The sequence below is a fragment of the Streptomyces sp. NPDC037242 genome, from assembly GCF_055604165.1.
The window spans coordinates 97,129-122,283 of the sequence record NZ_JBVJUY010000004.1 but is presented as its reverse complement, the minus strand read 5'-3'; the positions used below and the strand labels follow the sequence as shown (position 1 = coordinate 122,283).

The following is a 25,155-nucleotide window of genomic DNA, read 5'->3' as shown; positions in this document are numbered from 1 at the left end:
GTTCGCGGCGGTTGGTGAGAGTCGTGCCCACAGCAGCCGAACGCCCCCGCATGCCCGTCGCCGTCTACGTCCTCGGCCTGTCCGTCTTCGCACTCGGAACCAGCGAATTCATGCTCTCCGGGCTCCTGCCGCCCATCGCCGAGGACATGGACGTCACCATTCCGCAGGCGGGTCTGCTGATATCCGCCTTCGCGATCGGCATGGTCGTCGGCGCCCCCCTGCTGGCCGTGGCCACCCTGCGGCTACCTCGCCGCACCACGCTCATCTCCCTCATCAGCCTCTTCGGCCTCGGGCAGGTCGCAGGCGCGCTGGCCCCCTCGTACGAGCTGCTCTTCGCCTCCCGCATCGTCTCCGCGCTCGCCTGCGCTGGCTTCTGGGCCGTCGGCGCGGCCGTCGCGATCGCGATGGTCGAACAGCACCAGCGGGCCCGGGCCATGGCCGTCATGATCGGCGGCCTCTCCATCGCCAACGTCCTCGGCGTCCCCGCCGGCGCTTTCCTCGGCGAGCACCTCGGCTGGCGCTCCGCGTTCTGGTCGGTCGGCGCGGCCTCCGCGGTGGCGCTCGTCGGCATCCTCGCGCTGATCCCGAGGATCCCGCTGCCCGCCGAGAAGCCGACGCTCTCGCGGGAGCTGCGGATCTACCGGGACCGCCAGGTGTGGCTGGCGATCGGCATCACCGCGCTGGCCGCGGGCGGCGTCTTCTGCGCCTTCAGCTACCTGTCGCCGCTACTCACCGACGTGGCCGGGCTGGACTCGAAGTGGGTCCCGTGGATCCTCGGCCTGTTCGGGATCGGGGCGCTGGTCGGCACCACCGTCGGCGGCCGGGTCGCGGACGCGCACCTGTTCGGCGTGATGCTGTGGGGCATCACCGCCTCGACCGTCTTCCTGACGGCGCTCGCTCTGCTGGCGTCGACCGCGGCCGCGGCGATCGTCCTCTCGTTCCTGCTCGGGTTCTCGGCGTTCTTCACCGCCCCGGCGCTGAACGCCCGCATGTTCAACGTCGCGGGCGCCGCCCCCACCCTGGCGGGCGCCACCACGACGGCCGCGTTCAACCTCGGCAACACCGGCGGCCCCTGGCTCGGCGGCACCGTCATCGACGCGGGCCACGGCTTCGCGGCCACGGCCTGGGCCGGCGCCGCCATGACCGTCACCGCCATCGCCCTCGGCGTCGCGGCCCTGCGCCTGGACCGCCGCACCCCCGCCCGCACCCGCATCGTGGCGGCCTCCCCGCCGTCCCGCGCAAGCGCGTCGGAGAAGGTCTAGGGGGCTGCGCCTCAGCGGCAGAGCTCGTCGAGGTCCTCCTCGAAGGTCGCGAACTCCGCCTGCGCCTGCGCGACGATCTCGCGGGCGGACCGGCGCGGGGTGGTCGCGTGCCGCTCGGCGATCCCGGCCAGGACGGCGTCCGGGCGCGCCTCGCGCTCCGAGTACAGGGCGGCCTCCCTCGGCCCGAAGCCGTCGGCCAGCACCCACAGGAAGTCGGACAGGTCCCCGGCCACCACCCCGACCTCGCCCTCCGAGCCCATGAACACCACGGGCTGCCCGGCGAGGGGGCGCTCCGGCCGGACGCACCAGATGGCGGCGAGGCCGCCGGAGCCGTCCTGGCCGAAGATCCGGTACGCGCCGCCGTCGAGCTCGTTGTTCGCCGTCCAGGCGCGCAGCCAGTCGGTGGTCTCCTCGGCGGATTGGAAGGCCGCGTAGGGCAGGAAGTCGACGCCCTCGCCCTCGTCGCCGTAGTCGAACTCGACCCGGGACACCTCGGTCAGGGCATGCGGAAAACGGCGGTCCTCGCCGGTGGTCTCGATCACCGGCGAAGGCTAACGGAGCCCACTGACACGGCAGGATCACGGCAGGATCCGCAAGGGACGGCCTCCTACGCCGGGCGGCCCTTCGGGCGGCGGAGGCCGGCCGCGGTGAGGCGGCGGACCAGTTCCTTGCTGCCTATCTCCACCGCGCCCGCGCCCACCGCGTCCGCGTAGCGGTGGGACGGCACGTCGTAGTGGTCCCTCTCGAAGGCCTGCGGCGGACAGCCGATGGACTCGGCGAAGGCGTGCAGCTCCTCGTACGAGACGTCGCTGACCAGGTGCGACCACAGGTGGCCGTGCCCGGGCCAGGTCGGAGGGTCGATGTAGAGCGTCACCGGCGGCTCACCGGCCGCCGGTGTGGAAAACGGGTCCGAGGGCGCCGACCGCAGCCACCCGCACTCCCGCCTCCGAGCACACCCAGTGCGGGTCGGGGCCCAGCTCCGGCTCGACGTCGAGTGCGTGCGGGTCGCCGTGCGAGCAGACCGGGCACAGCGGCCAGCGTCCGTGCTTCTCCAACAGCGCGTCCTGCACGTCCTGTGCGACGAGTCCGGCGAGGTAGTCGGCCCCCTCCGGCCACTGCTCCACCCACCAGCGGCGGTGCGTGACCGAGTCCTCGACGAGGGAGACGACATCGGCATCGGCGACCTCGCCCGCGGCGAGATCGGCGAGCACCAGAGCCCGGGCGACGTGCAGCGCCTGTTCCAGGGGGGTCGCGTGGTCCATGGGCCCATTGTGGACCCGCGGGGGCCCGGTGACGAAGGTCCCTTTTCCGCAGGCCCGATGGCGCCTTGACCCCCACCTCCTCTGAAAATAGATTTCAAGGGTGAGCGAGAACTCGAAAGAAACTTTCAGCCCCGACGGCGCGACACCTCCGGCCCCGCCGACACCGCCACCGGCCCCGCCGGCCCACGCCCTGCGCGCCCGCGTGCGCAGCCTCGCCCCCTCCATGACACGCTCCATGCAGGCCGTCGCCGAAGCCGTCGCCTCCGACCCCGCGGGCTGCTCACGGCTCACCGTCACCGCCCTGGCCGAGCACACCGGCACCAGCGAGGCCACCGTCGTCCGCACCGCCCGCCTCCTCGGCTACCCCGGCTACCGCGACCTGCGCCTGGCCCTCGCCGCGCTCGCGGCCCAGCAGGAGACCGGCGCGGCACCCGCCGTCACCGTCGACATAGCCGTCGACGACCCGATCGCGGACGTCGTCGCCAAACTGGCCCAGGAGGAGGCGCAGACCCTCGCCGACACCGCCGCCGCCCTCGACCTGGCCCAGCTCTCCGCCGCCGTCACCGCGCTCGCGACCGCCCGCCGCATCGACATCTACGGCGTCGGCGCCTCCGCCCTCGTCGGCCAGGACCTGGCCCAGAAGCTGCTGCGGATCGGCCTGATCGCCCACGCCCACAGCGACCCCCACCTGGCCGTCACCAACGCCGTCCTGCTGCGCCCCGGCGACGTGGCCGTCGCGATCACCCACTCCGGCTCCACGGGCGATGTCATCGAGCCGTTCCGCACCGCCTTCGAGCACGGCGCCACGACCATCGCCGTCACCGGCCGCCCGAACGCCCCGGTCGCACACCACGCCGACCTGGTACTGACCACCTCCGCGGCCCGCGAGACCCAGCTGCGCCCGGCGGCCATGTCCAGCCGCACCAGCCAACTGCTCGTCGTCGACTGCCTGTTCGTCGGCGTCGCGCAGCAGACCTACGAGACCGCCGCGCCCGCGCTCGCGGCCTCGTACGAGGCACTCGCCCACCGCCACCGCAGCACCACCCGCCAGGAGCCCCGCACATGACCGCGTACGCCGAACTCCGCGCCCAGCTCGAAACACTGACCACCGAGGCCTTCCGCCCCGAACTGGCAGAGATCGACCGGCTGTCCACCCTTGAGATCGCCCGCCTCATGAACGCCGAGGACGCCACCGTCCCGGCCGCCGTCGCCGGGGAGCTGCCGCGCATCGCCGCCGCCGTCGACGCCGTCGCGGCGCGCATGGCCCGGGGCGGCCGCCTGGTCTACGCGGGCGCCGGCACCGCCGGGCGGATGGGCGTACTGGACGCCAGCGAGTGCCCGCCCACCTTCAACACCGACCCGGCCGAGGTCGTCGGCCTGATCGCGGGCGGCCCCTCCGCCATGGTCAAGGCCGTCGAGGGTGCCGAGGACTCCCGGGAGCTGGCCGCCGAGGACCTCACCGCGCTGCGGCTGACCGCCGAGGACACCGTCATCGGCATCTCCGCCTCCGGCCGCACCCCGTACGCGATCGGCGCCGTCGAGTTCGCCCGTACGCGCGGCGCGCTCACCGTCGGCCTGTCCTGCAACGCCGGCTCCGCGCTCGCGGCGGCCGCCGAGCACGGCATCGAGGTGGTCGTCGGCCCCGAACTCCTCACCGGATCCACCCGGCTGAAGGCCGGCACCGCGCAGAAGCTCGTGCTCAACCTCATCTCGACGGTCACGATGATCCGCCTCGGCAAGACCTACGGGAACCTGATGGTCGACATGCGCTCCTCCAACGAGAAGCTGCGCGCCCGCGCCCGCCGCATCGTGGCGCTGGCCACCGGCGCACCCGACACGGAGATCGAGGCGGCGCTCACCGCCACCGGCGGCGAGGTCAAGGACGCCATCCTCGTCATCCTCGGCGGGGTCGACGGGCCGAAGGCCGCCGAACTGCTCGCCGCCTCGGCCGGCCACCTCCGCGCGGCCCTCGCCGAGACCCAGCCCCAGACCCAGACCCAGACCCGCTGACCTGACCTCGTCCACGACAGCAAGGCGACCACCACCATGTCCACTGACAAGAACCGCGCCACAGCCGCCGCGATCCTTCCTCTGGTCGGCGGCCCGGACAACATCACCTCCGTAGCGCACTGCATGACGCGCCTGCGCATCGGCCTGCGGGACCGCTCGCTCGTCCAGGACGAGGCACTGAAGGCCCTCCCGGCGGTCATGGGCGTGGTCGACGACGACACGTACCAGATCGTGCTGGGCCCGGGCACCGTCGCCCGCGTCACGCCCGAGTTCGAGGCGCTGGTCGAGGAGGGCCGCTCGGCAGCGCCCGCGCACGCCGTCACCGCGGACGAGCTCAAAGACCGGGGCGCTGCGCTGAAGGAGGCCCAGAAGGAGCGCAACTCCACCCCCTTCAAGCTGTTCCTGCGCCGCATCGCGAACATCTTCGTCCCGCTGATCCCGGCGCTCATCGGCTGCGGCGTCATCGCCGGCCTGAACGGCGTGCTGACCAACATGGGCTGGCTGCCGGCGGTGGTCCCCGCGCTCGCCGCGATGGCCTCCGGCTTCATGTCGCTGATCGCGGTGTTCGTCGGCTACAACACGGCGAAGGAGTTCGGCGGTACGGCGATCCTCGGCGGCGCCGTCGCCGCGATCATCGTCTTCCCGGGCGTCGCGAAGATCACCGCCTTCGGCATGGAGCTGAAGCCCGGCCAGGGGGGCGTACTGGGCGCGCTCGGAGCCGCCCTGCTCGCCGTGTACGTGGAGAAGTGGTGCCGCCGCTGGGTCCCGGAGGCCCTGGACGTCCTGATCACCCCCACCCTCACGGTCCTGGTCTCGGGCCTGGTCACCATCTTCGGCCTCATGTTCATCGCCGGTGAGGCCTCCACCGCCATCGGTACGTTCGCCAACTGGCTCCTCGCCACCGGCGGCGCCTTCGCCGGGCTGATCCTGGGCGGCCTCTTCCTGCCGCTGGTCATGCTCGGCCTGCACCAGGCCCTGATCCCGATCCACACCACCCTCATCGAGCAGTCCGGGTACACGGTCCTGCTCCCCATCCTCGCCATGGCGGGCGCGGGCCAGGTCGGTGCGGCCATCGCGGTCTACTACCGCCTCCCGCGCAACCGCTCCCTGCGCACCACCATCAAGTCCGCGCTCCCGGTGGGCTTCCTCGGCGTCGGCGAACCCCTGATCTACGGCGTCTCGCTGCCGCTGGGCCGTCCCTTCGTCACCGCCTGCGTGGGCGGCGCCGCGGGCGGTGCCTTCGTCGGGCTCTTCAACCAGCTCGGTGTCGCCTTCGGCTCCACGGCCATCGGGCCCTCGGGCTGGGCCCTCTTCCCGCTGCTCGACGGCAAGGCGGGCATGGGCCCCACCATCGCGATCTACGCGGGCGGCCTCGCGGTCGGCTACCTGGTGGGCTTCGTGGCGACGTACTTCTTCGGCTTCACGCGGGAGATGCTGACGGAGCTCAACACCGACCCGGACCCCACGCCGACGACCCCCGCCACCGAGCCCTCGCCGGAACCGGCCCTCGCGTAGCCGGCCACCGGATGTCGAGAACGGGGCGGCCCGTTCGACGTAGAGATGACAGCGCGCCCCGGGGCGCGGGAGACCGGCCGGACAGGACACCGCCATGCGCACCAACGGCAAGCTCATCCACTTCGTGCACCAGTCCCTCGACGGATTCATCGAGGGCCCCGACGGCGAGTTCGACTGGCCGCTGATGGGACCGGAGCTCTCCGCCTACGCCCAGCAGCTGACCGGCGGCGACAAGGTGTTCCTGTACGGACGCGTGGTCTGGGAGATGATGGCGGGCTACTGGCCGCAGGCGGAGCAGCACTCGACGCACGAGCACGACCTGGCCTTCGCCCCGATCTGGCGCGCGGCGCCCAAGATCGTGGTCTCCCGCACCCTGGAGAAGGCCGACTGGAACACCCGGGTGATCGGCGAGAACGTGGTCGGGGAGCTGACCGCGCTCAAGGAGTCCGGCGTGACGTTGCTGCTGTTCGGCGGGTCCGCGCTGGCCTCCCACCTCACCGCGCACGGCCTGATCGACGAGTACCGGATCTTCGTCCACCCCGTGGTCCTGGGCGGCGGCAAGCCGGTGTTCCAGGGCCAGGCCCAGGCCCAGGCCCACCGCTTCGGCCTGGAACTCGTCGAGTCCCGGACCTTCGACTCCCAGGTGGTGCTCCTGCGACACCGACGGACCCGCTGACCCATGCCGCCGGCATGAGCCGATCGGGGCGCCGGCGGCACCTTGGCTCATTGACGCCGTGGACGGCGGGCTTCCTCCGCCCGCGGGACGGGACTTCGCGCCGCGGGCACACCGCGGCCAGGCCCGACGCGCGCGGAGCGGGTCAAGAGGGCCTCTGTCCGGTACGGACCTGGATGGGCCGCGAATCGTGCCATAGCGTGGCGTCGCCCCACAAAAACCGGGGCTTTCGTGACGAGAAGGGAACACGATTCCTATGCGCACGAGCACGAGGTTCGCCGTGGCCCTGGCGGCCGGCACCCTCGCCGTCTTCGGCCTCTCCGGCACCTCCTCCGCCCAGTCCACCCTCGACTCCACCATCGCCACCCAGGCCGACCAGGCCGGTCTGAGCAGCAGCGAAGTGGCCGACCTGCAGAAGCAGATCGACAAGCAGCTGGCCCTGACCCCGGGTGGCAAGCGGATCAGCCTCAACCAGGCCTCTTGGCGCGACGGGAAGGCCGTCATGACCTGGCCGCTGCCCGGAGAGACGAAGGCGCGGGCCGTGAACGAGCCCGCCGCTGCCCTCGGTTCGCCGAACTGCAACTACGCCTGGACCTGCCTCTACCAGCACTCCAACTTCGACGGCCGCCGACTGACGTGGTCGGACTGCAACTTCGAGAACCTCGCCAACTGGGGGTTCAACGACCAGACCTCGTCCTGGCACAACAACCAGACCAGGGGGACGGTGACCACCGTCTACAACTGGACCGGCAGTTCCTGGGAGCAGCTGTGGTCCGCGGCCGCCCCGTCGTCGAGCTCCTACGTCGGCAACTGGGCCAACGACAGGGCGGACGGCCTGTGGGTCTGCTGACCCGCACCCCCACCCGTAGCAGTACCCGCACCCGTAGCAGTACCCGTAACGCGCACCACTAGCCCAGCCCCGCCGGGGCCCGGACCGTCGTACGGACCGGGTCCCAGCACTGGACGCCCCTCAGGTCCGGCATCCGGTCGCGGGTGAACACCGGCTCCAGGCCCGCGCGGCGCTGCCCGAGGTAGTCGTCCAGCAGCCGGAAGGCGATGGCCGACAGCGGCAGGATCGCCAGCAGGTTGACCAGGGCCATGAAGCCCATGAACACGTCGGCCACGTTCCAGACCACCGACACCGAGCCCAGGGAGCCGAGGACGACCGCCGACAGGACCAGCACCCGGTAGCCGGGCAGGACCCACCGCCTGCGGGTGATGAACTGGATGTTCGTCTCGCCGTAGTAGTAGTTCCCGATCATGCTGCTGAAGGCGAGCATGAAGACGACCACCGTCAGGACGTGGCCCGCCCAGCCGCCCAGCGTGTCGCTCAGCGCGGTCTGCGTGAGGTCCGCGCCCTGCCGGCCCGAGAGCTCCGGGTTGGTCACCAGGACGATGAAGGCCGTCATCGTGCAGACGAGCATCGTGTCGAAGAAGACGCCCAGGGACTGTACGAGGCCCTGCTTGACCGGGTGCGAGACCTCGGCCGCCGCGCCCGCGTTCGGAGCCGAGCCGAGGCCGGCCTCGTTGGAGAACATGCCGCGCCGGATGCCCTGCTGGATCGCCGCGCCGACGCCGCCGGCCGCCAGCTCGCGCAGCCCGAAGGCGCCGCCGACGATGTCGGCGAGGACCCGCGGGAACTCCGTGATGTTGAGGAGGACCACCGCCGCGCCCAGCAGCAGGTAGATCACGGCCATCACCGGGACCAGCACGGTCGTCACGGACGAGATCCGCCTGACCCCGCCGAAGACCGCCAGGCCGAGGAGGGCCGCGAGCAGGAGGCCGGTCACCGGGCCGAACCAGGCCGTGTCGGTCTCCGGCAGCGAGCCCGTGGCCACCGCCGAGATGGTGTTGGCCTGCACCGCGTTGAAGACGAGGCCGAAGGTGACGGTGATGGTCACCGCGAAGAGCACGCCGAGCCAGCGTTTACCGAGCGCGCGCTGCATGTAGTACGCCGGACCGCCCCGGTACGCGCCGGTCGCACCCCGCACCTTGTAGAGCTGGGCGAGGGTCGACTCCACGAAGGCGGAGGCCGCGCCGATCAGCGCCATCATCCACATCCAGAAGACGGCGCCCGCGCCGCCCAGGGTGATGGCGGTGGCGACGCCGGCGATGTTGCCGGTGCCGACGCGCGCGGCCGCGGAGATGGTGAAGGCCCCGAAGGACGAGACCTGCTTGCGGCCGTCGGCGCGCGGCGGGGTCTTCTCCTTCACCACCCGGAACATCTCGGGCAGCAGGCGCAGCTGCACTGCCCTGGACCGGACCGTGAAGTACAGGCCGGCACCGACCACCAGCGGTATCAGCAGGTAGGTCCAGAGGTGATCGTTCACGGTGACGATCAGCGAGTCCAGGGTGTCCATGGATCGAAGTCTCCCCGGGGCCGAAGGCCCTCCGACAGGGACCTTGGTCCGCTGGGCGCGGGCCCGAAGGCCCGCCGGACGCGCCTTTCGGCCCCGCCCCCGACCGGCACGCCCCCCGGGCTACCTCCGGTACACCTGGAGCCGTGACACCTCGTACGACATCTCGGTGAGCGCCGGCCCCGGCGCCGGGTGGTACCTCCCGGCCGACACCGACAGGTTGACGATGAGGTACGCGCGCCAGCTGCGGCCCACGCCCCGGCCGTCGCTGTACACGCGGGCGCCGTTGACCCACCAGACGACCGAGCTCCGCCCGAACTCGACCTTCAGGTCGACCCACGCCCCCGGGCGGACCGTGGCGTCGCGGTGGTAACGGTGCGCCTCCCGGACGTGGTTGGACAGTTCCAGCAGGTCGGGGTTGTCGGGGTGGTACTCGAAGACGTCGATCTCCTGGCCGCCGTCCAGCCAGGTCCAGATCGCGGGCCAGGCCCCCTGTTCCACCGGAAGCCGGACGCGGGCCTCCAGCACGTCGCCGGTCCGCACCATGAAGCCCTCGTCGCTGCCCTCGGTGGTGAGCAGCCCGGTGTCCCAGTCGCCGTCGGGGCGGCGCGTCGCCCGGAAGACGCCGCCCCGGCTGTAGGCGGGGTCGGAGACGAGGTGGTCCAGCTTGTTGTCGCCCGGGTTGACCGGGCCGCCGTCGGGATACGCCCAGGAGCGGCCGGCGATCCACTGGGCGGTCGAGGCGAAGTCGGCGGTGAAGACGGGGGCGCGGCGCGGGGTGAACACCGGCACCCCGCCACCGCCCCCGCCTGGAGCGAGGCGGCGCGTCAGGCGCCGCAGCCATCCGAACATGTCCGAGTCCATACGGTTTGAGTGCCCGCAGATCCTCGGGCCACACACCCGTTCTCGCTCAGAGTAATCACATGACTACCTTCAGAGATGTGCACCGCCCCGTGCGGCCTCGATGAAGGCCCGGATCAGTTCGGGGGACTTGACCCCGCGCTCGCGCTCGACGCCGGAGGAGACGTCCACGCCCCACGCCCCGGTCGTCGCGATCGCCTCCCGCACATTGCCCGGGTTCAGCCCGCCGGCGAGCAGCCAGTGCCCCTCGGGCGCGGTGAAGTCCGCCGATCCCCAGTTCCACGGCTTACCGGAGCCCGGGTCGGGCGCGTCGAGCAGCAGCAGGTCCTCCCCGTACTCACCGCAGCGCTTGACGTGCTCGGCGGTGGCCCGCAGCAGCGTGCGCCCCTCGGCCCGCAGCTCCGCGAAGTCCTCGGGCCCCTCCTCGCCGTGGAGTTGCACGCCCCGTACGCCGCTCTCCTCGGCGAACCGCCGCACCTCGGCGACCGACTGCCCGCGGAACACCCCGACGGTCAGCACCCCGCCCGGCACCCGTGCGGCCAGCTCCCGCGCGGTGGCCGCGTCGACCGTACGCGGACTGCCGGGCGCGAAGACGAACCCGACGGCATCGGCCCCGGCCTCCACTGCCACGTCGACGTCCCGCGCGGTCTTCAGGCCACAGATCTTCACGAAGAGATCACTCATGCCCCCAGTCAACCAAAGCCCCCCGCCCGGCGGTGATCCGTCTCGGCACCCGGGCGCGACCACCCCTGCGCCACTAGCCTGGAACGAGCATCACAGCCAGTGCGCAGCACGCCACGCGGAGGACCACGGTGACGATCGTGATCGAAGGGGCCACCCCGATAGAGCAGGCGGCACCGTCCACGTTCGAGACACTCCTGCGCACCGCTCGGAGATCACCTGTTTCTGGGACCCTTCTCCGCACGGGTACCGCTCCCGCAGGACGGTGTCCTTCGGTGAGCCGCTGCCCGTCCCGGAGCCCTTCGGGTTCGAGCTGGACACCACCGGCTTCTAGCGGGACGCGGAAACGCCCGAGGGCGGCACCCCCCGTGTCGGGGAGTGCCGCCCTCGGTCGAGAACAGCCGATCAGCCAGGGCCGATCAGAAGTCCATGTCACCGCCCGGCATGCCGCCCGGCGCGCCGGCGCCGGCCTTCTCGGGCTTGTCGGCGATGACGGCCTCGGTGGTGAGGAAGAGGGCCGCGATCGACGCCGCGTTCTGCAGCGCGGAGCGGGTGACCTTCGCCGGGTCGATGATGCCCTCGGCGATCATGTCGACGTACTCGCCGGTCGCGGCGTTGAGGCCGTGGCCGATCGGGAGGTTGCGCACCTTCTCGACGACGACGCCGCCCTCAAGGCCACCGTTGACGGCGATCTGCTTGAGCGGGGCCTCCAGGGCCAGGCGCACGGCGTTGGCGCCGGTCGCCTCGTCGCCCGTGAGCTCAAGCTTCTCGAAGACCGCGGAGGCCTGGAGCAGGGCCACGCCGCCACCGGCGACGATGCCCTCCTCGACGGCCGCCTTCGCGTTGCGAACGGCGTCCTCGATGCGGTGCTTGCGCTCCTTGAGCTCGACCTCGGTCGCGGCGCCGGCCTTGATGACGGCCACGCCGCCGGCCAGCTTCGCGAGGCGCTCCTGGAGCTTCTCGCGGTCGTAGTCCGAGTCGGAGTTCTCGATCTCGGCGCGGATCTGGTTCACGCGACCGGCGACCTGGTCGCTGTCACCGGCACCGTCGACGATGGTGGTCTCGTCCTTGGTGATGACGACCTTGCGGGCGCGGCCGAGCAGGTCCAGGCCCGCGTTCTCGAGCTTGAGGCCGACCTCCTCGGAGATGACCGTGCCACCGGTGAGGATGGCGATGTCGCCGAGCATGGCCTTGCGGCGGTCGCCGAAGCCCGGGGCCTTGACGGCGACGGACTTGAAGGTGCCGCGGATCTTGTTGACGACCAGGGTCGACAGGGCCTCGCCCTCGACGTCCTCGGCGATGATCAGCAGCGGCTTGCCGGACTGCATGACCTTCTCGAGGAGCGGCAGCAGGTCCTTGACCGAGCCGATCTTCGAGTTGACGATCAGGATGTACGGGTCGTCGAGGGACGACTCCATGCGCTCCATGTCGGTGGCGAAGTACGCCGAGATGTAGCCCTTGTCGAAGCGCATGCCCTCGGTGAGCTCGAGCTCCAGACCGAAGGTCTGCGACTCCTCGACGGTGATGACGCCTTCCTTGCCGACCTTGTCCATGGCCTCGGCGATGAGCTCGCCGATCTGGGTGTCGGCGGCGGAGATGGAGGCCGTGGAAGCGATCTGCTCCTTGGTCTCGACATCCTTCGCCTGCTCCAGCAGGGCGCCGGAGACGGCCTCGACGGCCTTCTCGATGCCGCGCTTGAGGGCCATCGGGTTCGCACCGGCGGCCACGTTGCGCAGGCCCTCGCGGACGAGCGCCTGGGCGAGGACGGTGGCGGTGGTCGTACCGTCGCCGGCGACGTCGTCCGTCTTCTTGGCGACTTCCTTGACCAGCTCGGCGCCGATCTTCTCGTACGGGTCCTCGAGCTCGATCTCCTTGGCGATGGAGACACCATCGTTGGTGATCGTGGGGGCGCCCCACTTCTTCTCAAGGACGACGTTGCGACCCTTGGGGCCAAGGGTGACCTTGACGGCGTCGGCGAGCTGGTTCATGCCTCGCTCGAGACCGCGCCGGGCCTCCTCGTCGAACGCAATGATCTTGGCCATCTGAAGTGGTCCTCCCGGACAGCGGTGGATTGCTCCCGGACCGCGCCCGCGCCCGCGACGGACGGCCTGCGTGCCCGGCGGTTCCTTCCCGCCGGACCCTGCGGGCCTCACCGACCCGGTCCTCGTCTTAGTAGCACTCTCACCTGGAGAGTGCTAACGCCAATGATTAGCACTCGACCCCCCCGAGTGCAAGCGGCTTCGTGCAACGCCCGGCCGGGAGGCAGGCGGCGCAAGGGCTGTCCGGGCAGTACACGCGAGGGACCCACACCCCTTGTCCGGGATGTGGGCCCCTCATGTGTACGCGTGGGCGGTCGATCGCGCCTGGGCTAGCCGAGTGCGAGCTTGACCATGTCCGCCTGCGGACCCTTCTGGCCCTGCGAGATCTCGAACTCGACCCGCTGACCCTCTTCAAGGGTGCGGTACCCGTCCATCTGGATGGCGCTGTAGTGGACGAACACATCCGCACCACCGTCGACCGCGATGAAGCCGTAGCCCTTCTCCGCGTTGAACCACTTGACGGTGCCCTGAGCCATGCCTAACTCCCCTATTACTGGCCCTTGCGCAGGACCGCACTTCGCGGTCCCGGGTCAGAACTTGCGCCGGAACGCCTCGACCGGGGCTGAATGTATCCGCACCGCTGCTGTCTGCAACAGGTCAATCCGACGAGAATTCTGGACACGGGGAAAGATTGAAATAGAGTGAAAAGCTGGCATCTTCCCGGGCAACTCGGACCCGGCATAGCCCCGCAAACACCCCATACGGCACTTGCATGTTGACTCAATGTCAACCCTCACGCGACCCGCTCATATGCGGCGGGCAAGAACAGCGGAGGGGACTTCCCCAACCCTACCGCGCCCAACCAAGCAGAATTGCCCCCTCCGCTTATTAGCGGAGGGGGCAATTCTAGGTTTTACGTGTCAGCCGGGTTCCGGCCGACCGGGATCAGCCGCCCGCGACGGCCGGAATGATCGAGATGCCGGCGCCTTCCGGCGTCGCCGTCTGCAGCCCGCCCTCAAAGCGCACGTCGTCGTCGTTGACGTAGACGTTCACGAAGCGGCGCAGCTTGCCCTGGTCGTCCAGGACGCGCGCGGCGATGCCCGGGTGGCTCTTCTCCAGGGACTCGATGACCTCGGCGAGGGTCGCGCCGTCGGCGGGGACCTCGGCCTTGCCGCCGGTGTAGGTGCGCAGGATGGTGGGGATGCGGACGTTGACGCTCATGGCGCTTCTGCCTTTCCGGTGTGCAGGGAGAGAGGATCAGACCAGGCCGGCGGCGCGGAACGCGTCCAGGCTCGGGCGGATGGTGGCGGTCTGGCCGCTGTCCGCGGCCACCGCCTCCAGGGTCTTGAGGCCGTCGCCGGTGTTCAGGACCACGGTGGTGAGCGCCGGGTCGAGCTGCCCGTTCTCGATGAGCTTCTTCGTCACGCCGACGGTCACGCCGCCCGCGGTCTCGGCGAAGATGCCCTCGGTCTGCGCCAGGATCTTGATGGCCTCGACGACCTGCTCGTCGTTGACGTCCTCGACGTAGCCGCCGGTACGGCGGGCGATGTCCAGGACGTACGGGCCGTCCGCCGGGTTGCCGATGGCCAGCGACTTGGCGATGGTGTTCGGCTTCTGCGGGCGGACCACCTCGTGACCGGCCTTGAAGGCGGTGGACACCGGGGAGCAGCCCTCGGCCTGGGCACCGAAGATCTTGTACGGCTTGTCCTCGACCAGGCCGAGCTTGATCAGCTCCTGGAGGCCCTTGTCGATCTTCGTCAGCTGCGAGCCGGACGCGATCGGGATCACGATCTGGTCGGGCAGCTGCCAGCCGAGCTGCTCGCAGATCTCGTACGCCAGGGTCTTGGAGCCCTCGCCGTAGTACGGGCGCAGGTTGACGTTGACGAAGCCCCAGCCCTCGCCCAGCGGGTCACCGATGAGCTCCGAGCAGAAGCGGTTGACGTCGTCGTAGTTGCCCTCGATGCCGACCAGGTCGCCGCCGTACACACCGGCCATGACGACCTTGCCCTGCTCCAGGTCGTGCGGGATGAACACGCACGAGCGGAATCCGGCCCGGGCGGCCGCGGCGCCGACGGCGCCGGCCAGGTTGCCCGTGGAGGAGCAGGACAGGGTGGTGAAGCCGAAGGCGCGGGCGGCCTCGACGGCGATGGCCACGACGCGGTCCTTGAAGGAGTGCGTCGGGTTGCCGGAGTCGTCCTTGACGTAGAGCTTGCCGGTGACGCCGAGCTCCTTGGCCAGGTTGGCCGCGTCCACGAGCTTGGTGAAGCCGGGGTTCAGGCTCGGCTTGGAGGCCACGTCCGCGGGGACGGGCAGCAGCGGCGCGTAGCGCCAGATGTTCTGGGGGCCGGCCTCGATCGCCGCGCGCAGCGCCTCGGGGTCACCGAGGGGGAGGTCGTAGGCGACTTCCAGCGGTCCGAAACACTCGGCGCAGGCGAAGATCGGACCGAGCTCGAAGCGGGTTCCGCACTCGCGGCAGGAAAGGCCGGTGGCAGGTCCGAGATCGACAGAGGTGGCAACAGTCTGTGCAGCCATGATGGCGAGGCCCTTTCTCCTCATCTTCCCCATGGCGCACTTCGCCATGAGACGGAATTGGCACCTTCCCTAGCCGGGGACCTCGCGGGAGTGCGCAAATACGCATCGCGAGAACCGACTGGAGGGTTGCCGGGGCTTCAACGGGCCGTGTCCCTCTGCCCCTCTGGATGAGCGGTATGGCACCGGCACACGCGTTCCATGGCGCGCCGGTGCGTTTGTACGCGGGGACCCCCGGCATGCGGTGGACCTTCGCGTTGTTCAAGACTGTAACCGAAGGTCCGGGCGGTTGAGACAGCCGTCCGAACCGCGAGATGGATCACATTTCGGTCGAAACCACGGATGAACCAAGGAGTGCAGAAGGTGCTGGAAGAGGTGGAGCGCTGGCTGGCAGACCGCTCCTGGTCCGCCGCCGACCGACCGCTCGACCAGCTGCTTTCCGCCAAGCGGGCAGCGGGGACCACGGTCAGCGTGGTGCTGCCCGCGCTCGACGAGGAGGCGACGGTCGGCGACATCGTCGAGGTGATCCGGCGCGATCTGATCGAGGGACTGCCCGTCCCCCTGGTGGACGAGCTCGTCGTGATCGACTCGGGCTCCACCGACCGCACCGCGGAGGTCGCCGCGAAGGCCGGCGCCCGGGTGGTGCACCGCGACGAGATCCTGCCGCGGATCCCGCCCCTGCACGGCAAGGGCGAGGTGCTGTGGCGCTCGCTGCTGGCCACCACCGGCGACATCGTGTGCTTCGTCGACGCCGACCTGCGCGACTTCTCCGCCGCCTTCGTGTCCGGGATCGTGGGGCCGCTGCTGACCGATCCGGACGTGCAGTTCGTCAAGGCGATGTACGACCGCCCGCTCGGCGACGCCCCCGGCCAGGGCGGGCGGGTCACCGAGCTGGTGGCGCGCCCGCTGCTCAACCTGCACTGGCCGAGACTCGCCGGCTTCGTCCAGCCCCTGGGCGGTGAGTACGCCGTACGCCGCTCCCTGCTGGAGCGGCTGCCCTTCCCCGTGGGGTACGGCGTCGAGCTGGGCCTGCTGGTGGACGCGCTGCACACGGTCGGGCTCGACGCGCTGGCCCAGGTGGACGTGGGGGTGCGCCTGCACCGCCACCAGGACGGCCAGGCGCTGGGCCGGATGGCCGCGGCGATCTACCGCACCGCCCAGCTGCGGCTCTCGCGCGGGCACCTCGTACGGCCGGAGCTGACGCAGTTCGAGCGCGGCCCGGACGGCTTCGTCCCGCACACGTACGCGGTGGACACCGAGGAGCGGCCGCCGATGCGCGACATCGAGGAGTACGCGCGCCGTCGTGTGGCGTAACCGGGGAAAGCGCCCGGGAGGAACTGACGTTTGAGCGGGCACGGGCCGGGCTAGGTTCGCCGCATGGCTTCTCAGGTACTCGTCGCCGCCAACCGCGGCCCGCTCTCGTACGCCCTCGCCGCCGACGGCACGCTCAGTGCCCGGCGCGGCGGGGGCGGACTCGTCTCCGGCCTCTCGGCGGCCCTGGCCGAGCAGCCGGAGGCGCTGTGGATCTGCGCCGCGCTGTCGGACGCGGACCGGGAGGCGGTGCGCAGAGGCGTGGCCGAGCCGGGGGTCCGGATGCTGGACGTCGATCCCGCGGTGTACGACGACGCGTACAACGGCATCGCGAACTCGGTGCTGTGGTTCACCCACCACCACCTCTACGACGTCCCGCGCGAGCCGGTCTTCGACGCGGAGTTCCGGCGGCAGTGGGCGTCGTACGTGCAGTACAACCAGGCCTTCGCCGAGGCTCTGGCGCAGGAGGCGGCGCAGGGGGCCTGCGTGCTGGTGCAGGACTACCACCTGGCGCTGGTGCCGGGTGCGCTGCGCGAGCTGCGGCCGGACCTGCGGATCGGGCACTTCACGCACACGCCGTGGGCGTCGCGGGACTTCCTGGGCATGCTCCCGGACGACGTCCGGGAGCAGTTGCTGCGGGGGATGCTCGGTGCGGACCGGCTGGGGTTCCACACCTCGCAGTGGGCGGACAACTTCCTGAGCTGCTGCCCGCCCGGGCAGCGGACGGAGGTGTCCGCGTACCCGCTGGGCGTGGACGCGGACGAGCTGCGGGCGCTGGCGCACCGGCCGGAGGTGGACGACAAGCTGGCCGGGCTGCGGGCGGAGGTCGGGGACGTGAAGACGATCGTGCGGGTGGACCGGACCGAGCTGTCGAAGAACATCCTGCGCGGCCTGCTGGCGTACCGGGAGCTGCTGACGGTCCGCCCCGAGTGGCGCGGGCGGGTGGTGCACCTGGCCTCCGCGTACCCGTCTCGGCAGGACCTGGCGGTGTACCGGGCGTACACGGAGTCGGTCGCGGAGCTGGCCGCGGAGATCAACGCGGAGTTCGGTACGGCGGACTGGCAGCCGGTGCTGGTGTCGGTGCAGGACGACTTCGCGCGCTCGCTGGCGGCGTACCGGATGGCGGACGTGGCGCTGGTGAACCCGGTGCGGGACGGGATGAACCTGGTGGCGAAGGAGATCCCGGTGGTGTCGGAAGCGGGTTGCGTACTGGTGCTGTCGACCGGGGCGGGGGCGTACGAGGAGCTCCGCGAGGACGCGCTGACGGTGAACCCGTACGACGTGACGCAGACGGCGGAGGCCTTGCACGCGGCGCTGTCCATGCCGGCGGCGGAGCGCGCCGAGCGCACGAAGCGCCTCGCCGCGGCCGCCGTTGGGCTCCCGCCGGGCCAGTGGTTCGCCGTGCAGCTGGCCGACCTCCGCGCCTGACGGCGGCGCCGCGTCCGGGTCCGCGTCCGGGTCCGGGTCCGGATCCGGATCCGCCGGGCGGAACCCGGGCCCCGGGCCCCCGCGGGCTCCGCCCGGACCCGCGCCTCAAACGCCGGCGGGGCTGGATCTGGGGTGAGGCCGCCTTTTGGCGCGCCCGTCGGGCAATCGCAGCGCCGCCCGGCAAGAATCAGCCCCGCCGGGCAACGGCAGCGGCCAGGCTGGACAGGAAGGCGACGACCTCGGCCGGGCCGGAGAGGACGAGGTCGGCGCGGGCGGCCAGCTCCGGGACCTCCGCCGAGCCGCTGCACACCAGCAGCCCCGGCATGCCGTCGGTCCGGAGCTTCTCCACCGCCGAGTACGCCGCGAGGTCGCCCAGGTCGTCGCCGGCGTACAGCACGGCCTCCGCGCCCGTCTCGGCCAGGTACTCCGACAGCGCCACGCCCTTGTCCATGCCCGGCGGCCTCAGCTCCAGGACGGCACGGCCCGGCTCGACCATCAGCCCGTGCCGCGCGGCGAGTTCGGCCAGGGGTTCGCGCAGGGCCTCGAAGGCCGCGGACGGGTCGGCCGCCCGCCGGGTGTGGACCGCGAGCGCCCGGCCCTTCTCCTCGATCCAGGTCCCGCGCCACGCGCCGATCGCATCGAGGAAGCCCGGCAGCTCGGCCCGTACGGCCGCCACCCCGGGGTGCTCGGCCGGCGCGTGCACGATCCCGGACACGGCGTCCCACCGCTCGGCCCCGTAGTGGCCCAGCACCACCAGGTGTTCCAGGCCGGGGACGCCCGCGAAGCCCCCGTAGCGGACCGCGACCCCGGCGGGCCGTCCGGTGACCACGGCCACCGACGCGACCTCGGGGGCCAGCGCGGCGAGTGCGGGGACGGCGCCGGGGTGGGCGCGCGCCTGGTCCGGGTCCGGGACGATCTCGGCGAGTGTGCCGTCGAAGTCGAGGGCGACCACGGAGCGCCGTGGCACCCGGAGCAGGGCTTGGAGTCCCTCGCGTCCGGCAGCGGTGACGGGCATCGGCAGGTCGTGCGGATGGCTCCCCATACGCACGACCCTAACGGCCGAGCGGGGCGACGGCTACGGCGCGGACCACGTCCGCGGCGAGCGCCCCCGACCCGTCATCTCCGGGCCCGCTGGGCCTCGCGGATCCGCCGCAGCCGGTTCACCGTGCCCGGCGCGTGCTCCAGGGCCCGGGGGTCGTCCATCAGCGCGTTGAGCAGCTGGTAGTACCGGACCGGGGCCATCCCCAGCCCTTCCCGTATGGCCCGCTCCTTGGCCCCGGGCCCCGGCCAGGTGCGGCCCTCGTAGGCGAGCACGGCCGCTTCCTCAGCGGTCAGCCGCCCCTCGTCCGTCATACGGCCAGATTAACGCCGCCCGCTGACACCCACGCTTCAGCGGGGGTCAGCGGGGGTCGGCGGCCCGCGCCGCGCCCGCGATGTCCTCCAGGACCTTCGACGGCTGTCCGCCCGGCTGCACGCTCTTGCCGATGTTCTGCTTGACGTCCTCGCTCACGGCCGCCCAGGACTTCTTGCCGACCGGGTACAGCCGTGCGCTGGGCAGTGCCTGGAGGAAGGTCTTGAGCTGCGTCTGCGAGGCGCCGCCGGCGGCGGCGTCCATCGCCCGGTAGCCGCTCGTGGTGACGGGCAGCAGGTCGTACTTGCCGGTGAAGGCCGTCACGTTCTTGGCCTCGTAGAGGTAGTCCAGGAACTTCCCGGACTCCGTGCGGTGTCCGTTCTTGAACGCCATCACCCAGTCGGCGACGCCCATCGTCGAGTGCTCGGTCCCGTCGATGGTCGGCATGGCGGTCATGCCGAACTTCACGCCCTTCTCCCCGGCCTGCTTCAGCAGCGTCGGGTGCCCGTTGAGCATGCCGGCCTCGCCCCGCGTGAAGGCGTCGAAGGCGGCCTGCCGGTCCAGCTTCCCGGGCTCGACGGCGCCGGTCAGGCCCTGCCCGACCAGCTTGTCGCGCAGGAACTCGAAGGTCTTGACGTTCTCCGGGGAGTCGATCGCGTACGACTCCTCGTTGTCGGTGTAGCCGCCGCCTCCCGCGAGCAGCCACATCATCGTCTCGGCCTGTGCCTCCTCGCGGCCCAGCGGCAGCGCGAAGGGGGTCTGCACGCCGGCGGCCTTGAGCTTCTTGGCGGCCGCTTCGAGGTCCGCCCAGCTCTTGGGCTGCCAGCCGGTCTTGGCGTCCTTGGGTATGACGCCGGCGTCCGTCAGCAGCTTCTCGTTGTAGAAGAGCAGCCGGGTGCTGGCGACGAAGGGCAGCCCGTACTGGACGCGCTTGACCTTGCCCGCGTCGGCGAGCGGTGCCAGGAAGTCGGCTTCCGTCTGCACGGAGAGCAGTTCGTCGGCGGTGTACAGCTTGCCGTCGGCGGCGTAGTCGGCGTAGGCGCCGATCTGCGCGATGTCGGGGGCCTTGCCGGCCTTGACCATCTCGGCGACCTTGGCGTCGACCTCCGACCAGGAGTAGACGCTGACCTCGACGTTGATGCCCGGATGCGCCTTCTCGAAGGACTCCGAGAGTTCCTTCCAGTAGGCGGCGGAGGAGTTCTGCGGATTGTCCCCGTAGTCGGCCGCCACGACCCGCAGGGTCACCTCGTTGTCACCGGTGAGGCTCGACAGGGCCCCGCAGCCCGTCAGCGTCACAGCGGTCAGACACAGTGCGGTGCCGGACACGGCCAGGCTCAGGTAACGGCCCTTCACAGTTCTCTTGCCACCCCTTGTTGTACGTACGATCCACGTAAGGTCTACACCACTTTGGCGGCTCCGCCACATCCGGACGGCGCCCCTCCCCTGCCTCTCCCCCGCCTCCCCCCTGCCTCTTCACGCCCTCTCCTCCGCTTCTGCCCAGGGCAGCGCCAGGGCCTTGGCCCCGATTTTGTATGGCGACTCAACAATCCCTCCTCAGTGGACTAGACCTTTCCCCTTCCAGCACGCGAGACTGTCACCCGTGAAACCCGTTGAACACGTCATCGCCCTCGATGTGGGCGGCACTGGGATGAAGGCCGCCCTCGTCGCCGCCGACGGCTCCCTGCTCCACGAGGCGCGCCGCGCCACCGGTCGTGAGCGGGGCGCCGAAGCCGTCGTCGAGACGATCCAGGACTTCGCCGCCGAGCTCCTCGACCTCGGCCGGGAGCGCTACGGAACGGCCGCCTCGGCCGCCGGGGTCGCCGTCCCCGGCATCGTCGACGCCGAGAACGGGATCGCCGTCTACGCGGCGAACCTGGGCTGGCGCGACGTACCGATGCGCGAACTGCTCAGCAGACGCCTGGGCGGAATCCCGGTCGCCCTCGGCCACGACGTGCGCACCGGCGGACTCGCCGAAGGCCGCATCGGCGCGGGCCGCGGCGCCGACCGCTTCCTCTTCGTCCCGCTCGGCACCGGCATCGCCGGCGCCATCGGCATCGCCGGCCGCATCGAGGCGGGCGCCCACGGCTACGCGGGCGAGATCGGCCACATCGTGGTCCGCCCCGGCGGCCCCGCCTGCGGCTGCGGCCAGCGCGGCTGCCTGGAGACCCTCGCCTCCGCCTCCGCCGTCAGCCGCGCCTGGGCGAGCGCCTCCGGCGACCCCGAGGCCGACGCCGCGGACTGCGCCAAGGCCGTCGAGTCCGGCGACGAGCGCGCCCGCGAGGTCTGGCTGACCGCCATCGGCGCACTCGCCGACGGGCTGGTCACCGCGATCACCCTGCTGGACCCGCGCACGCTGATCATCGGTGGCGGGCTCGCCGAGGCCGGGGAAACCTTGTTCACACCACTACGGAAGGCCGTGGAGGAGCGCGTGACGTTCCAGCGGCTGCCCCACATCGTTCCGGCGGCCCTCGGGGACACCGCCGGTTGCCTGGGCGCAGGGCTGCTCGCCTGGGACCTACTCGCCACGGAGGTACCTGCCTGATGTCCGGAAGCGCTCACAGCACCGTCCTGTCCGGCGCCGACGTGGTGCTGCCCACCGGGACCGTGGCGGGCGGCCGCGTCATCGTCGACGGCGACCGCATCGCCGGCAGCGCCCGCGAGGACGCGCGCGTCGTCGATCTCTCCGGGCACTGGATCGTCCCCGGCTTCGTGGACATGCACAACCACGGCGGCGGCGGCGCGTCCTTCACCTCCGGCACCGCCGAGGAGGTCCTCAAGGGCGTACGGACCCACCGCGAGCACGGCACCACCACCCTGGTCGCGTCCACCGTCACCGGCGAACTCGACGAACTGGCCCGCCGCGCCGGACTGCTGGCCGAACTGACCCAGCAGGGCGAGATCGCGGGCATCCACTTCGAGGGGCCGTTCATCAACGCCTGCCGCAAGGGCGCGCACAAGGAGGACCTGCTCCGCGACCCCGACCCGGCCGAGGTCCGCAAGCTGGTCGACGCCTCGCACGGCACCGCCCGGATGTTCACCCTCGCCACCGAGCTGCCGGGTGGCCTGGACTCCGTACGACTGCTGGCGGAGCACGGGGTGATCGCCGCGATCGGGCACACGGACTCCACCTACGACCAGACGCGCCAGGCCATCGACGCGGGCGCGACCGTGGCCACCCACCTCTACAACGCGATGCCGGGCATGGAGCACCGCGCCCCGGGCCCCATCGCGGCGCTGCTGGAGGACGAGCGGGTCACCGTCGAGCTGATCAACGACGGCACGCACCTGCACCCGGCCATGCTGGAGCTGGCCTTCCGCCACGCGGGCGCGCACCGGGTGGCGCTGATCACCGACGCGATGGACGCGGCCGGCTTCGGCGACGGGATCTACCACCTCGGTCCGCTGGAGGTCGAGGTCAAGGAGGGCGTGGCCCGCCTGGTCGAGGGCGGCTCGATCGCCGGCTCCACCCTGACCCTGGACACCGCCTTCAAGCGGTCGGTGACCCTGGACAGGCTCCCCGTCGAGTCCGTGGTCCAGGCGATCTCCGTCAACCCCGCCAAGCTGCTGGGCCTGTACGACCAGGTCGGCTCGCTGGAACCCGGCAAGTACGCGGACCTGGTGGTCCTGGACTCCGCCTTCGACGTCAGGGGCGTCATGCGGCACGGCGAATGGATCGTCAACCCGCTGGGCTGAACACCGGCCTGACGGCGGGTCCGGCAACGTCCGGCAACGTCCGGCAGCAGATCTGACGGCCAAGCGGCTGGACGCACGAGGGCGGTCGGCCCGGAGGACTGGGCCGACCGCCTTTGGTTTGGCATGATCCCGGCAGCAACAGACCCGGGGGTGGCCCATGATCCTGACCGTGACGCTCAACACCGCACTCGACGTCACCTACCGCGTGCCCAGGCTGCACCCGCACGCCTCGCACCGCGTCACCGACGTCGCCGAACGCCCCGGCGGCAAGGGCCTCAACGTCGCCCGGGTACTGGCGGCGCTCGGCCACGAGGTGACGGCGACGGGCTTCGCCGGCGGCCGCACGGGCGCGGTCGTACGCGAGCTGCTCGCCGACTGCCCCGGGGTGTCGGACGCCCTGGTCCCCTGCGCGGGCACCACCCGGCGCACCCTGGCCGTGGTCGACGAGGGCTCGGGCGACACCACGCAGTTCAACGAGCCGGGCCCGCTGATCGGTTCCGCCGAGTGGTCCGCGTTCCTCGCCCGGTACGAGGAACTGGTCGCGGACGCCCGCGCGGTGGCCCTGTGCGGCAGCCTGCCCCCGGGCGTGCCGGTCGGCGCGTACGCCGTCCTCGTACGGGCGGCCCGCGCGGCCGGCGTCCCCGTCCTCCTCGACACCAGCGGCGAGCCCCTGCGCCGCGGGGTCGCCGCCCGCCCGGAGATGATCAAGCCGAACTCCGCCGAGCTGGCCGAGCTGACCGGCTCCCGGGACCCGCTGCCCGCCACCCGCGACGCCCGGCGCCGGGGCGCCCACGCGGTGGTCACCTCGCTCGGCCCGGACGGGCTGCTCGCCGCCACCGCCCAGGGCACCTGGCAGGCCGCCCCGCCGCGCGCCCTGTCCGGCAACCCCACGGGCGCCGGCGACTCCGCGGTCGCGGGCCTGCTCTCGGCCCTCGCCGAGGGCCTGGACTGGCCGGCCCGGCTGGTGCGCGCGGTCGCCCTCTCGGCGGCCACCGTGCACGCCCCGGCGGCGGGAGAGTTCGACCCCCGCACCTACGAGGAGGTACGGGGGTCGGTGAAGGTCACGCCGGTGGGCTGAGCCTGGTCAGCCCTGCTCCAGCCACAGCTGGTCGAGGGCGACCTCGCACTGGTTGCCCGCCTCGCAGGACACCTTGACGTTGTTCGTGCCCTTCTTCAGGGTCACGATCGAGTAGGTGTTGGTCCAGCCCTTGTCCCACTCGCCGGGCTTGGCGTTGCTGAAGTTCTTCATGTTGATCGGGCGGGACTGCACCTCGCCGTTGACGGTCAGCGTGGTGCTGGCGTCCTTGCCCGGCACCCCGTAGATCATCTTCAGCTTGTACGAGCCCGCCTTGGCGACGTCCACGGTCCAGGTGACCGCCGCGCCGGGCTGGTTGAAGTTGCCGACGTACTGGCCGCCCGCGCTCTTCGCCCCCGGCACCACGTTCATCAGGATCGCGCCGCCCGACAGGGCCATGCCGGCGCCCGAGGCGTCGGCCTTCGGCAGCGGCGCCTCCGAGGCCGACGGGGAACCGCTCGGCTGCGGGCTGGCGGAGTTCTGCGGCGGGGCGGACTGGTTCTGCCCGTTCGCGCTGCTGTCGCCCTCGCCCTTGTCCTTGTCGCCGAAGGCCAGGGCCGCGCCGATGCCGATCACGACCGCGCCGACCACCGCGACCGCCGCGATCAGCAGACCCCTGCGGCTGGAACCGCCGCCGCCGTGGCCGCCCCCCGGGGCAACCATCTGCTGGGTGTAGTGCGACGGGGGCTGCGGGGGCTGCTGCTGCGGCGGAACCCCGTAGCCGCCCGCCTGGAGCGCCTCGGGGGCCTGGTACTGCGCCTGGTAGGGGGCGGGCTGCTGCGCGCCGCCGCCCTGCTGCTGGGGAACGGGGCCGCGCTGGCCGCCGTAGGTCCGCTCGCCGACCGTGCGCACCTGGTGGTGCGAGGTGCGGGGGACGCCGGGCTGCGCGCCGGGGTGACCTCCGACCGCGGAGCCGGGGTAGCCGTATCCACCGCCCTGGGCGGGCGGGGTGGCACCGGCGGCCTGGCCGTCCGCGTAGAGGTAGCCGAACGGATCGTCGTCCTCGGGCTGGTTCGCCCCACCGTCCGGGTTGTTGTTCGCGGGCGTCGTCATCGCAGGTCACTCCTTTCGACCCACGGGAGCCTACCCCGAACACGTGCGCCCACGG

General features: G+C 71.7%; 25 protein-coding genes and 1 riboswitch. Of the genes, 11 read left to right on the top strand and 14 right to left on the bottom strand.

Going from position 1 to position 25,155, the window contains the following annotated elements; genetic code table 11:
* Positions 1-50 precede the first annotated feature (50 nt).
* Entirely contained in the window at positions 51-1,262 is a 1,212-nt protein-coding gene (locus ACZ7GJ_RS07390; protein ID WP_470750338.1) for a Cmx/CmrA family chloramphenicol efflux MFS transporter, read from the top strand.
* An 11-nt stretch (positions 1,263-1,273) separates the two neighbouring features.
* Here the strand turns inward: ACZ7GJ_RS07390 and ACZ7GJ_RS07385 are convergent, their stop codons facing one another.
* From ACZ7GJ_RS07385 to ACZ7GJ_RS07375, 3 genes are all read right to left on the bottom strand, one after another.
* Positions 1,274-1,804, bottom strand: coding sequence for an SMI1/KNR4 family protein (locus ACZ7GJ_RS07385; RefSeq protein WP_470750189.1), 531 nt, complete (start codon positions 1,802-1,804; stop codon positions 1,274-1,276).
* Positions 1,805-1,869: 65 nt separating this feature from the next.
* The gene (locus ACZ7GJ_RS07380) at positions 1,870-2,136 is read right to left on the bottom strand and encodes a DUF4031 domain-containing protein (protein WP_470750188.1); all 267 of its coding nucleotides are present in this window, start codon (positions 2,134-2,136) and stop codon (positions 1,870-1,872) included.
* Between the two features lie 7 nt (positions 2,137-2,143).
* Complete coding sequence (locus ACZ7GJ_RS07375) at positions 2,144-2,524, bottom strand: hypothetical protein (RefSeq protein ID WP_470750187.1); 381 nt, start codon at positions 2,522-2,524, stop codon at positions 2,144-2,146.
* A 100-nt stretch (positions 2,525-2,624) separates the two neighbouring features.
* Between ACZ7GJ_RS07375 and ACZ7GJ_RS07370 the strand changes: the two genes are divergently transcribed.
* The 5 genes from ACZ7GJ_RS07370 to ACZ7GJ_RS07350 all read left to right on the top strand — a co-directional run bounded on the left by ACZ7GJ_RS07370 (position 2,625) and on the right by ACZ7GJ_RS07350 (position 7,572).
* Positions 2,625-3,590 carry a MurR/RpiR family transcriptional regulator gene (locus ACZ7GJ_RS07370; protein WP_470750186.1) on the top strand — a complete coding sequence of 322 codons (966 nt, stop codon included), beginning with the start codon at positions 2,625-2,627 and terminating at the stop codon, positions 3,588-3,590.
* The gene (gene murQ, locus ACZ7GJ_RS07365) at positions 3,587-4,534 is read left to right on the top strand and encodes an N-acetylmuramic acid 6-phosphate etherase (RefSeq protein WP_470750185.1); all 948 of its coding nucleotides are present in this window, start codon (positions 3,587-3,589) and stop codon (positions 4,532-4,534) included. Before ACZ7GJ_RS07370 ends, murQ begins: the two co-directional genes overlap by 4 nt.
* A 36-nt stretch (positions 4,535-4,570) precedes the next feature.
* Complete coding sequence (locus tag ACZ7GJ_RS07360; protein ID WP_470750184.1) at positions 4,571-6,049, top strand: PTS transporter subunit EIIC; 1,479 nt, start codon at positions 4,571-4,573, stop codon at positions 6,047-6,049.
* 94 nt (positions 6,050-6,143) lie between these two features.
* The gene (locus tag ACZ7GJ_RS07355; RefSeq protein WP_470750183.1) at positions 6,144-6,725 is read left to right on the top strand and encodes a dihydrofolate reductase family protein; all 582 of its coding nucleotides are present in this window, start codon (positions 6,144-6,146) and stop codon (positions 6,723-6,725) included.
* A gap of 253 nt (positions 6,726-6,978) precedes the next feature.
* Positions 6,979-7,572: a peptidase inhibitor family I36 protein gene (locus ACZ7GJ_RS07350; protein WP_470750182.1), complete on the top strand. Its 594-nt coding sequence runs from the start codon at positions 6,979-6,981 to the stop codon at positions 7,570-7,572.
* Between the two features lie 58 nt (positions 7,573-7,630).
* Here the strand turns inward: ACZ7GJ_RS07350 and ACZ7GJ_RS07345 are convergent, their stop codons facing one another.
* The 7 genes from ACZ7GJ_RS07345 to thrC form a co-directional block, all read right to left on the bottom strand.
* Positions 7,631-9,082 (bottom strand): alanine/glycine:cation symporter family protein, encoded by a 1,452-nt coding sequence (locus tag ACZ7GJ_RS07345; RefSeq protein ID WP_470750181.1) that lies wholly within the window; start codon positions 9,080-9,082, stop codon positions 7,631-7,633.
* 120 nt (positions 9,083-9,202) lie between these two features.
* Positions 9,203-9,943, bottom strand: coding sequence for a LamG domain-containing protein (locus ACZ7GJ_RS07340; protein WP_470750180.1), 741 nt, complete (start codon positions 9,941-9,943; stop codon positions 9,203-9,205).
* Positions 9,944-10,012: 69 nt separating this feature from the next.
* Entirely contained in the window at positions 10,013-10,624 is a 612-nt protein-coding gene (locus ACZ7GJ_RS07335; RefSeq protein ID WP_470750179.1) for a phosphoribosylanthranilate isomerase, read from the bottom strand.
* A 416-nt stretch (positions 10,625-11,040) separates the two neighbouring features.
* Complete coding sequence (groL, locus tag ACZ7GJ_RS07330; protein ID WP_470750178.1) at positions 11,041-12,663, bottom strand: chaperonin GroEL; 1,623 nt, start codon at positions 12,661-12,663, stop codon at positions 11,041-11,043.
* Positions 12,664-12,989: 326 nt separating this feature from the next.
* Positions 12,990-13,196 carry a cold-shock protein gene (locus ACZ7GJ_RS07325; protein ID WP_030009783.1) on the bottom strand — a complete coding sequence of 69 codons (207 nt, stop codon included), beginning with the start codon at positions 13,194-13,196 and terminating at the stop codon, positions 12,990-12,992.
* A 409-nt stretch (positions 13,197-13,605) separates the two neighbouring features.
* Positions 13,606-13,881 carry a MoaD/ThiS family protein gene (locus ACZ7GJ_RS07320; RefSeq protein ID WP_470750177.1) on the bottom strand — a complete coding sequence of 92 codons (276 nt, stop codon included), beginning with the start codon at positions 13,879-13,881 and terminating at the stop codon, positions 13,606-13,608.
* A gap of 36 nt (positions 13,882-13,917) precedes the next feature.
* Positions 13,918-15,192 (bottom strand): threonine synthase, encoded by a 1,275-nt coding sequence (gene thrC / locus ACZ7GJ_RS07315; RefSeq protein ID WP_470750176.1) that lies wholly within the window; start codon positions 15,190-15,192, stop codon positions 13,918-13,920.
* Positions 15,193-15,209: 17 nt separating this feature from the next.
* Positions 15,210-15,366, bottom strand: a riboswitch (SAM riboswitch).
* Positions 15,367-15,552: 186 nt separating this feature from the next.
* Between thrC and ACZ7GJ_RS07310 the strand changes: the two genes are divergently transcribed.
* Positions 15,553-16,503, top strand: a complete 951-nt coding sequence (locus ACZ7GJ_RS07310) for a glucosyl-3-phosphoglycerate synthase (protein WP_470750337.1) — start codon at positions 15,553-15,555, stop codon at positions 16,501-16,503.
* Between the two features lie 63 nt (positions 16,504-16,566).
* Positions 16,567-17,928, top strand: a complete 1,362-nt coding sequence (locus ACZ7GJ_RS07305) for an alpha,alpha-trehalose-phosphate synthase (UDP-forming) (RefSeq protein ID WP_470750175.1) — start codon at positions 16,567-16,569, stop codon at positions 17,926-17,928.
* Between the two features lie 187 nt (positions 17,929-18,115).
* On the opposite strand, the gene otsB is transcribed toward ACZ7GJ_RS07305, so the two are convergent.
* From otsB to ACZ7GJ_RS07290, 3 genes are all read right to left on the bottom strand, one after another.
* Positions 18,116-18,970 (bottom strand): trehalose-phosphatase, encoded by an 855-nt coding sequence (otsB, locus tag ACZ7GJ_RS07300; protein WP_470750174.1) that lies wholly within the window; start codon positions 18,968-18,970, stop codon positions 18,116-18,118.
* Positions 18,971-19,044: 74 nt separating this feature from the next.
* The gene (locus ACZ7GJ_RS07295; protein WP_385221931.1) at positions 19,045-19,281 is read right to left on the bottom strand and encodes a DUF3263 domain-containing protein; all 237 of its coding nucleotides are present in this window, start codon (positions 19,279-19,281) and stop codon (positions 19,045-19,047) included.
* Between the two features lie 46 nt (positions 19,282-19,327).
* Complete coding sequence (locus ACZ7GJ_RS07290; protein WP_470750173.1) at positions 19,328-20,632, bottom strand: extracellular solute-binding protein; 1,305 nt, start codon at positions 20,630-20,632, stop codon at positions 19,328-19,330.
* Between the two features lie 247 nt (positions 20,633-20,879).
* Between ACZ7GJ_RS07290 and ACZ7GJ_RS07285 the strand changes: the two genes are divergently transcribed.
* The 3 genes from ACZ7GJ_RS07285 to ACZ7GJ_RS07275 all read left to right on the top strand — a co-directional run bounded on the left by ACZ7GJ_RS07285 (position 20,880) and on the right by ACZ7GJ_RS07275 (position 24,050).
* The gene (locus ACZ7GJ_RS07285) at positions 20,880-21,821 is read left to right on the top strand and encodes an ROK family protein (protein ID WP_470750172.1); all 942 of its coding nucleotides are present in this window, start codon (positions 20,880-20,882) and stop codon (positions 21,819-21,821) included.
* Positions 21,821-22,972: an N-acetylglucosamine-6-phosphate deacetylase gene (gene nagA / locus ACZ7GJ_RS07280; RefSeq protein ID WP_470750171.1), complete on the top strand. Its 1,152-nt coding sequence runs from the start codon at positions 21,821-21,823 to the stop codon at positions 22,970-22,972. The genes ACZ7GJ_RS07285 and nagA overlap by 1 nt, the downstream gene beginning before the upstream one ends.
* 157 nt (positions 22,973-23,129) lie before the next feature.
* Positions 23,130-24,050: a 1-phosphofructokinase family hexose kinase gene (locus ACZ7GJ_RS07275; RefSeq protein ID WP_470750170.1), complete on the top strand. Its 921-nt coding sequence runs from the start codon at positions 23,130-23,132 to the stop codon at positions 24,048-24,050.
* Between the two features lie 6 nt (positions 24,051-24,056).
* Here ACZ7GJ_RS07275 and ACZ7GJ_RS07270 read toward each other — a convergent pair whose 3' ends face one another.
* Positions 24,057-25,100 carry a CBM35 domain-containing protein gene (locus ACZ7GJ_RS07270; RefSeq protein WP_470750169.1) on the bottom strand — a complete coding sequence of 348 codons (1,044 nt, stop codon included), beginning with the start codon at positions 25,098-25,100 and terminating at the stop codon, positions 24,057-24,059.
* Positions 25,101-25,155 lie beyond the last annotated feature (55 nt).

What these genes read in the sequence shown, in the direction of transcription:
- ACZ7GJ_RS07340 (WP_470750180.1), bottom strand. Translation starts at nt 9,943, where the DNA reads ATGGACTCGGACATGTTCGGATGGCTGCGGCGCCTGACGCGCCGCCTC.
- murQ (WP_470750185.1), top strand. Translation starts at nt 3,587, where the DNA reads ATGACCGCGTACGCCGAACTCCGCGCCCAGCTCGAAACACTGACCACC.
- ACZ7GJ_RS07295 (WP_385221931.1), bottom strand. Translation starts at nt 19,281, where the DNA reads ATGACGGACGAGGGGCGGCTGACCGCTGAGGAAGCGGCCGTGCTCGCC.
- ACZ7GJ_RS07275 (WP_470750170.1), top strand. Translation starts at nt 23,130, where the DNA reads ATGATCCTGACCGTGACGCTCAACACCGCACTCGACGTCACCTACCGC.
- ACZ7GJ_RS07345 (WP_470750181.1), bottom strand. Translation starts at nt 9,082, where the DNA reads ATGGACACCCTGGACTCGCTGATCGTCACCGTGAACGATCACCTCTGG.
- nagA (WP_470750171.1), top strand. Translation starts at nt 21,821, where the DNA reads ATGTCCGGAAGCGCTCACAGCACCGTCCTGTCCGGCGCCGACGTGGTG.
- ACZ7GJ_RS07335 (WP_470750179.1), bottom strand. Translation starts at nt 10,624, where the DNA reads ATGAGTGATCTCTTCGTGAAGATCTGTGGCCTGAAGACCGCGCGGGAC.
- thrC (WP_470750176.1), bottom strand. Translation starts at nt 15,192, where the DNA reads ATGGCTGCACAGACTGTTGCCACCTCTGTCGATCTCGGACCTGCCACC.
- ACZ7GJ_RS07270 (WP_470750169.1), bottom strand. Translation starts at nt 25,100, where the DNA reads ATGACGACGCCCGCGAACAACAACCCGGACGGTGGGGCGAACCAGCCC.
- ACZ7GJ_RS07375 (WP_470750187.1), bottom strand. Translation starts at nt 2,524, where the DNA reads ATGGACCACGCGACCCCCCTGGAACAGGCGCTGCACGTCGCCCGGGCT.
- ACZ7GJ_RS07305 (WP_470750175.1), top strand. Translation starts at nt 16,567, where the DNA reads ATGGCTTCTCAGGTACTCGTCGCCGCCAACCGCGGCCCGCTCTCGTAC.
- otsB (WP_470750174.1), bottom strand. Translation starts at nt 18,970, where the DNA reads ATGGGGAGCCATCCGCACGACCTGCCGATGCCCGTCACCGCTGCCGGA.
- ACZ7GJ_RS07355 (WP_470750183.1), top strand. Translation starts at nt 6,144, where the DNA reads ATGCGCACCAACGGCAAGCTCATCCACTTCGTGCACCAGTCCCTCGAC.
- ACZ7GJ_RS07360 (WP_470750184.1), top strand. Translation starts at nt 4,571, where the DNA reads ATGTCCACTGACAAGAACCGCGCCACAGCCGCCGCGATCCTTCCTCTG.
- groL (WP_470750178.1), bottom strand. Translation starts at nt 12,663, where the DNA reads ATGGCCAAGATCATTGCGTTCGACGAGGAGGCCCGGCGCGGTCTCGAG.
- ACZ7GJ_RS07350 (WP_470750182.1), top strand. Translation starts at nt 6,979, where the DNA reads ATGCGCACGAGCACGAGGTTCGCCGTGGCCCTGGCGGCCGGCACCCTC.
- ACZ7GJ_RS07320 (WP_470750177.1), bottom strand. Translation starts at nt 13,881, where the DNA reads ATGAGCGTCAACGTCCGCATCCCCACCATCCTGCGCACCTACACCGGC.
- ACZ7GJ_RS07390 (WP_470750338.1), top strand. Translation starts at nt 51, where the DNA reads ATGCCCGTCGCCGTCTACGTCCTCGGCCTGTCCGTCTTCGCACTCGGA.
- ACZ7GJ_RS07325 (WP_030009783.1), bottom strand. Translation starts at nt 13,196, where the DNA reads ATGGCTCAGGGCACCGTCAAGTGGTTCAACGCGGAGAAGGGCTACGGC.